Source organism: Citrobacter sp. CK202 (assembly GCF_030333225.1).
Lineage (GTDB): Bacteria > Pseudomonadota > Gammaproteobacteria > Enterobacterales > Enterobacteriaceae > Citrobacter_B > Citrobacter_B koseri.
This window is the reverse complement of the sequence record NZ_JAOWGI010000016.1, coordinates 78,132-84,607: the sequence shown is the minus strand read 5'-3', so window position 1 is coordinate 84,607 and position 6,476 is coordinate 78,132. Positions and strand designations below refer to the sequence as shown.

At 54.2% G+C, this 6,476-nt stretch carries 5 protein-coding genes; 1 reads left to right on the top strand and 4 read right to left on the bottom strand.

Going from position 1 to position 6,476, the window contains the following annotated elements; all coding sequences use genetic code 11:
* Positions 1–100 precede the first annotated feature (100 nt).
* From hemG to pepQ, 4 genes are read right to left on the bottom strand one after another with little or no spacing between them, the layout of a single operon-like run.
* Positions 101–646 carry a menaquinone-dependent protoporphyrinogen IX dehydrogenase gene (gene hemG / locus OGX84_RS02680; protein WP_047459942.1) on the bottom strand — a complete coding sequence of 182 codons (546 nt, stop codon included), beginning with the start codon at positions 644–646 and terminating at the stop codon, positions 101–103.
* Between the two features lie 11 nt (positions 647–657).
* A complete protein-coding gene (gene trkH / locus OGX84_RS02675; protein WP_012131195.1) occupies positions 658–2,109 on the bottom strand; it encodes a Trk system potassium transporter TrkH in 1,452 nt (483 codons plus the stop codon).
* A 37-nt stretch (positions 2,110–2,146) separates the two neighbouring features.
* A complete protein-coding gene (locus OGX84_RS02670; RefSeq protein WP_012131194.1) occupies positions 2,147–2,761 on the bottom strand; it encodes an IMPACT family protein in 615 nt (204 codons plus the stop codon).
* On the bottom strand, positions 2,761–4,092 hold the full coding sequence (pepQ, locus tag OGX84_RS02665; protein ID WP_012131193.1) for a Xaa-Pro dipeptidase: 1,332 nt from the start codon (positions 4,090–4,092) through the stop codon (positions 2,761–2,763). Before pepQ ends, OGX84_RS02670 begins: the two co-directional genes overlap by 1 nt.
* Before the next feature lie 188 nt (positions 4,093–4,280).
* On the opposite strand from pepQ, the gene fadB reads away from it, so the two are divergent.
* Complete coding sequence (gene fadB, locus OGX84_RS02660) at positions 4,281–6,470, top strand: fatty acid oxidation complex subunit alpha FadB (protein ID WP_112002529.1); 2,190 nt, start codon at positions 4,281–4,283, stop codon at positions 6,468–6,470.
* Positions 6,471–6,476: the final 6 nt, after the last annotated feature.

Below are 6,476 nucleotides of genomic sequence, written 5' to 3'. Positions count from 1 at the left end.
TTGTTCCGTGTCAGTGGAGGCGCATTATAGGGAGTTATTCCGGCCTGACAAGGGGAAATTTAAAATTATTTTCCGACTGCGTGTTTTTTATTCTTTACGTTTATTTTGCCAACGATTTGTTGGTTAATTGGGCGATGTCGCGGGCAAAATTCGCCACTTGTTCCCAGTCGGTATAGACCACTTCTTTACTCGTATCCGTTTCACCGCCAGACATCTTCATAATGAGTTTAATCATCAGACGGTCATACCAGCGGTAACGAGGGTAACGAAGCGCGCCAGCAATAACGGCGCAAAGATCGGGTCGCCACTGCGAACTCATCAGAAACTTGCGCGCGTAGCTGTTGGTCTGCGGTGTGCGCTTTTCAGGTTTACGCGCGACCAGGTTAACGGAATAAAACGCACTCGGCATCGCGTTCAGGCGCGTAGCGTGCTTCTTCACAAACTCCTGGAAAGCGGCATGGTAATGACCATAACGAATAGAGGCGCCAATCACCACGCGATCGTAACTTTGCCAGTCCAGCTCTTCAGTACGATGGAGATTAATCACATCCGCCCAGATCCCCAACTCCTTTAATTCCGAGGCCAGATAAGAAGCTATCTCGCGCGTTTGTCCGTCCCGGGTAGAAAAAAGAATCAATGTTTTCACGTGTTACTCCATTATTCACGCCAGAAGGTAGGGGTAAAAAGTACCAGCAAAGTAAAGACTTCAAGACGACCAAATAACATATTGGCGATCAGAATCCATTTCGCAACAGGGTTCATGCTGGCAAAGTTGTCCGCAACCACACCTAACCCTGGCCCCAGGTTGTTAAGGGTCGCCACAACGGAGGCAAACGCGGAAAAGTCATCCACGCCAGTCGCGATAATGGCTAGCATACTGACAATAAAGACTAAGGCATAAGCAGAAAAGAATCCCCATACCGCTTCGAGGATACGTTCCGGCAGCGCACGGTGCCCCAGTTTTATACTGTAAACCGCATTCGGATGGACCAGACGCTTCAGTTCACGGTTCCCCTGTTTGAACAGCAGCAAGATGCGGATCACCTTCAGCCCGCCGCCCGTTGACCCCGCACAGCCGCCGATAAACGCAGAGCATAACAGCAGCACCGGCAGAAAGAGCGGCCAGCGGGCGATGCTGTCGGTGGTAAACCCGGCGGTTGTCGCCATTGATACGACCTGAAAGAACGCCTGGTTGAGCGTGGTCAGCGCCGAGTTATAGATATCGTGGAACCACAGCACCAGCGTACAGATCACCACCAGCGTCAACTGAACGCCAATGAACATGCGAAATTCAGGGTCACGCCAGTAAACTTTCAGGCTGCGCCCGCTTAATAAAGAGAAGTGCAGACCGTAGTTACAGCCAGAGATCAGCAAGAAGATAGCCATGATGCTGTTAATGGTCGGGCTATCGAAATAACCGACGCTGGCATCGTGCGTAGAGAAACCGCCAATGGCGATAGTAGAAAAACTGTGCCCAATGGCGTCAAACGCGGGCATTCCGGCGAACCATAGCGCCAGCGCGCAGGCCACCGTCAGTAACACATAAATCAGCCATAGCGTCTTTGCCGTTTCCGCAATACGCGGGCGCATTTTATTGTCTTTCAGCGGCCCCGGCATTTCTGCGCGGTAGAGCTGCATCCCCCCGACGCCGAGGATAGGGAGAATCGCCACCGCCAGCACAATGATCCCCATCCCGCCAAACCATTGCAGCATCTGGCGGTAAAAGAGAATCGCGTGCGGTAAAGAGTCCAGCCCCACCAGCGTCGTCGCGCCCGTTGTCGTTAAGCCGGAGAATGATTCAAAAAAAGCATCGGTAATAGTGAGGTTCGGGCTTTCAGAGAAGATAAACGGCAACGCCCCCACGCTTCCCAGTACGGTCCAGAACAGCACCACAATGAGAAACCCTTCGCGGGATTTAAGCTCGCCTTTCTCCCGGCGGTTGGGCCACCACAGCAGAGAGCCGATCACCAGTGCGACAAAGAATGTCTGCGTGAATGCCCGCCCCGCCCCATCACGGTAGATCAACGCAACCAGTCCAGGGAGGATCATTGTTCCCGAAAATAAAATGACCAACAGTCCAACGATTCGGGTAATGGCGCGAAAATGCATCTCTGCCGCTTCCTTTGTTCTTCAAAATGAGGTGGGATTATTCTTCAATCGCTAACAATTGCAATGAACCACGGCTAAAATCCGCCAGCCTTGCTGAAAATTCATCCACATTCGCATAAGGAAGCGCCACCCTGAGCCGAACGAATGCCTGATAATCGCTGGTAACGATTTGACCGGCAAACTGCCCTAATAATGCTTCTATTCCGGCCAGTTGGCCGTACTCACACTGCAAAGTATATTCGGTTAACGGCGTCTTGCGCTGCGTCGTTAACTGACGCAACGCCTGATTCACGCCGCCGCCGTAGGCTTTTACCAGCCCACCGGTGCCGAGCAGAATACCGCCATAGTAACGCACCACGACAGCGGTGATCTCGCCAACGCCGCTGCCCATTAGCTGGGCAAGCATCGGTTTGCCCGCCGTTCCCGCCGGTTCGCCATCATCAGAAAATCCCAGCTGTTGTGAATCATCCGGCGCGCCCGCCACCCATGCCACGCAATGATGACGCGCATCTGGATGCGCCGCTCTGACAGCATCAACAAAGGCTTTCGCCGCTTCAACGCCGTCCGTGTGGGCGAGCAGCGTAATGAAGCGGCTTTTTTTGATCTCTTCCTCGACAGTGACCGGCGCCGCAGGGATTAACCAGCTGTCCATCACGCCAGTTTCAAATCCCGCGTCATATTTTCAACACCGTTTTCGTGAATCACCACGTTGTCTTCAATACGAATGCCGCCGAACGGTTTCAGCGCTTCAATTTTCTGCCAGTTGAAGTGCTTGCTGAATTGCCCCTCGCGCCACGGCGCCAACAGCGATTCGATAAAGTAGATCCCCGGCTCAATGGTCAACACCATGCGCGGTTGCAGCACGCGGGTGCAGCGCAGATAAGGGTATTTCGACGGCGCGGCCAGATGCGTCCCGGTATCGTCCTGCATAAAGCCTGCAACATCATGAACCTGAAGACCCAGTTGATGACCAATACCGTGCGGCATAAACGGCCCGGTGAGATTGTTCTCGACCATCGCTTCTTCGCTGATATCGGTGACAATCTGATGCTTACGCAGCAATTTCGCGATGCGTTGATGGAACTGAATGTGATAATCCACGTAGCTGACGCCCGCTTTCATGGTCGCAATCAGCGCCAGCTGTTCGTCATTCACATCTTTGATTAACTGAGCGTAATCGGTGTCATTGTTTGCCGCCCAGGTACGCGTCAGGTCTGCGGCGTAACCGTTATATTCCGCCCCGGCATCCAGCAGGAAGCTGCGCATTTCAGACGGCGCGCGATGATCCAGTTTGGTGTAATGAAGAACCGAAGCGTGCTCGTTGAGCGCCACGATATTGCTATAAGGCACATCGGTGTCACGGTGGCCGGTCGCGGTCAGGTAAGCCAGGTTAATGTCGAACTCGCTCATACCGGAACGGAACGCTTCTTCTGCCGCGCGATGGCCGTTCACCGCCGTTTTCTGCGCTTCACGCATACAGGCCAGTTCGTAATCCGTTTTGTACGCACGGTAGTAATGCAGGTAATCGATCACCCCTTTCGGGTTGATGTTGCTGGCGGCGATATCCAGTTGCAGCGCACGCTCCGGCACCGGACCGATGTAACCGATATTACCGCGCGCGGCAGGGAGCTGGCTGCCAATACCGTCGGCTTTCGGCAGGGCAATCACCTCTACCTCTTCGGTCCAGAACGACGTGGGCAGCGGCTCAACGTTGTGCCAGTAATCCACCGGCAGGTAGAACCACAGTTTGGGTTTATTCACGCCATCGACCAGCAACCAGCAATTTGGAACCTGTGTGACCGGTACCCAGGCTTTAAACTGCGGGTTAACTTTAAACGGATAGGGATGGTCGTCGAGGAAGACGTTGATAAGCTCGCCGGAGTGAATAAGTAGCGCATCCAGCTTAAAACGCGCCAGTGCGTCACGCGTCCGTTCTTGTAAGGTAACGATATGATTTTTATAGAGTGCGGCCAGTGATTCCATTTTCTACCCTTCTGTTTTTTTGACCTCGAGTCTCCGCATCTTAGCACATCGCTCCGGGAGAGCGTGATTTCTGCCGAGCGTGATCGCATCGGCATTTTTTTAATCTCTCATTTGCATTTTTTTAACACAAAATACACACTCGCTTCATCTGGTATGACCAGATCACCTTGCGGATTCAGGAGACTGACATGCTTTACAAAGGCGACACCCTGTACCTCGACTGGCTGGAAGATGGCATCGCCGAACTGGTGTTCGATGCCCCAGGATCGGTCAATAAACTCGACACTGCGACCGTCGCCAGCCTCGGCCAGGCGCTGGACGTGCTGGAAAAGCAAACAGATTTAAAAGGGCTGCTGCTGCGCTCTAACAAAGCAGCCTTTATTGTCGGTGCTGATATCACCGAATTCCTTTCGCTGTTCCTTGTTCCTGAAGAACAGTTAAGCCAGTGGCTGCACTTTGCCAATAGCGTCTTTAATCGCCTCGAAGATTTACCGGTGCCAACGCTTTCCGCCATCAACGGCTATGCGCTGGGCGGCGGCTGCGAGTGCGTACTGGCAACCGATTATCGTCTGGTGACGCCGGATCTGCGCATTGGCCTGCCAGAAACGAAGCTGGGCATCATGCCGGGCTTTGGCGGTTCTGTCCGTATGCCGCGTATGCTGGGCGCTGACAGCGCGCTGGAAATTATTGCTGCCGGGAAAGACATCGGCGCTGAGCAGGCGCTGAAAATCGGCCTGGTCGACGGTATCGTGAAACAGGAAAAACTGCTTGATGGCGCAATAGCGGTATTACGTCAGGCGATTGACGGCTCACTGGACTGGAAAGCTAAACGCCAGCCGAAGCTGGAACCGTTGAAGCTCAGTAAAATTGAAGCGGCGATGAGCTTTACCATCGCCAAAGGCATGGTGGCGCAGACGGCCGGGAAGCATTACCCCGCCCCGATGACCGCCGTGAAAACGATCGAAGCCGCCGCACGCTTTGGCCGTGAAGAAGCCCTGAATCTGGAAAATAAAAGCTTTGTCCCGCTGGCGCATACCAATGAAGCCCGCGCGCTGGTCGGTATCTTCCTCAACGATCAGTTCGTGAAAGGTAAAGCGAAAAAGCTGACCAAAGACGTTGAAACACCGAAGCAGGCAGCCGTACTGGGCGCAGGTATTATGGGCGGCGGCATCGCTTACCAGTCAGCCTGGAAAGGCGTGCCAGTGATCATGAAAGATATCAACGACAAATCCCTGATGCTGGGCATGACCGAAGCGGCGAAACTACTGAATAAGCAGCTGGAACGCGGCAGGATCGACGGCCTGAAACTGGCGGGCGTGATTTCAACGATTCACCCAACGCTGAACTACGCCGGTTTTGATCGCGTTGATGTGGTGGTCGAAGCGGTAGTGGAAAACCCGAAAGTGAAGAAAGCGGTACTGGCGGAGACCGAAGACAACGTCCGCCCGGATACCGTGCTGGCGTCAAATACGTCCACCATTCCAATTAGTGAACTGGCAAGCGCGCTGAAGCGCCCGGAAAACTTCTGCGGCATGCACTTCTTTAACCCGGTACACCGGATGCCGCTGGTTGAAATCATCCGCGGTGAGAAAAGCTCGGATGAAACCATCGCTAAAGTCGTCGCCTGGGCCAGCAAAATGGGCAAAACGCCGATTGTGGTCAACGACTGCCCCGGCTTCTTTGTTAACCGCGTACTGTTCCCGTATTTCGCCGGTTTCAGCCAGCTACTGCGCGACGGCGCCGATTTCCGCAAAGTCGACAAAGTGATGGAGAAACAGTTTGGCTGGCCGATGGGCCCGGCTTATCTGCTGGATGTGGTCGGGATTGATACCGCGCATCATGCGCAGGCAGTCATGGCGGCCGGTTTCCCACAGCGTATGCAGAAAGATTATCGTGATGCCATCGACGCGCTGTTTGACGCCAGCCACTATGGTCAGAAAAACGGTCTGGGATTCTGGCGCTATAAAGAAGACAGCAAAGGCAAGCCGAAGAAAGAAGAAGATGCGGCCGTGGACAGCCTGCTGGCAGAGGTCAGCCAGCCGAAGCGCGACTTCAGCGACGAAGAGATTATCGCCCGCATGATGATTCCGATGGTCAACGAAGTGGTGCGCTGTCTGGAAGAAGGCATCATCGCCAGTCCGGCAGAAGCGGATATGGCGCTGGTTTACGGTCTGGGCTTCCCTCCGTTCCACGGCGGCGCGTTCCGCTGGCTGGATACGCTCGGCAGCGCAAAATATCTCGATATGGCGCAGCAGTATCAGCACCTCGGCCCACTCTATGAAGTGCCGGAAGGTCTGCGTAACAAAGCGCGCCATAACGAACCGTACTATCCCCCGGTTGAGCCAGCCCGCCCGGTTGGCGACCTGAAAACGGCTTAAGGAGTC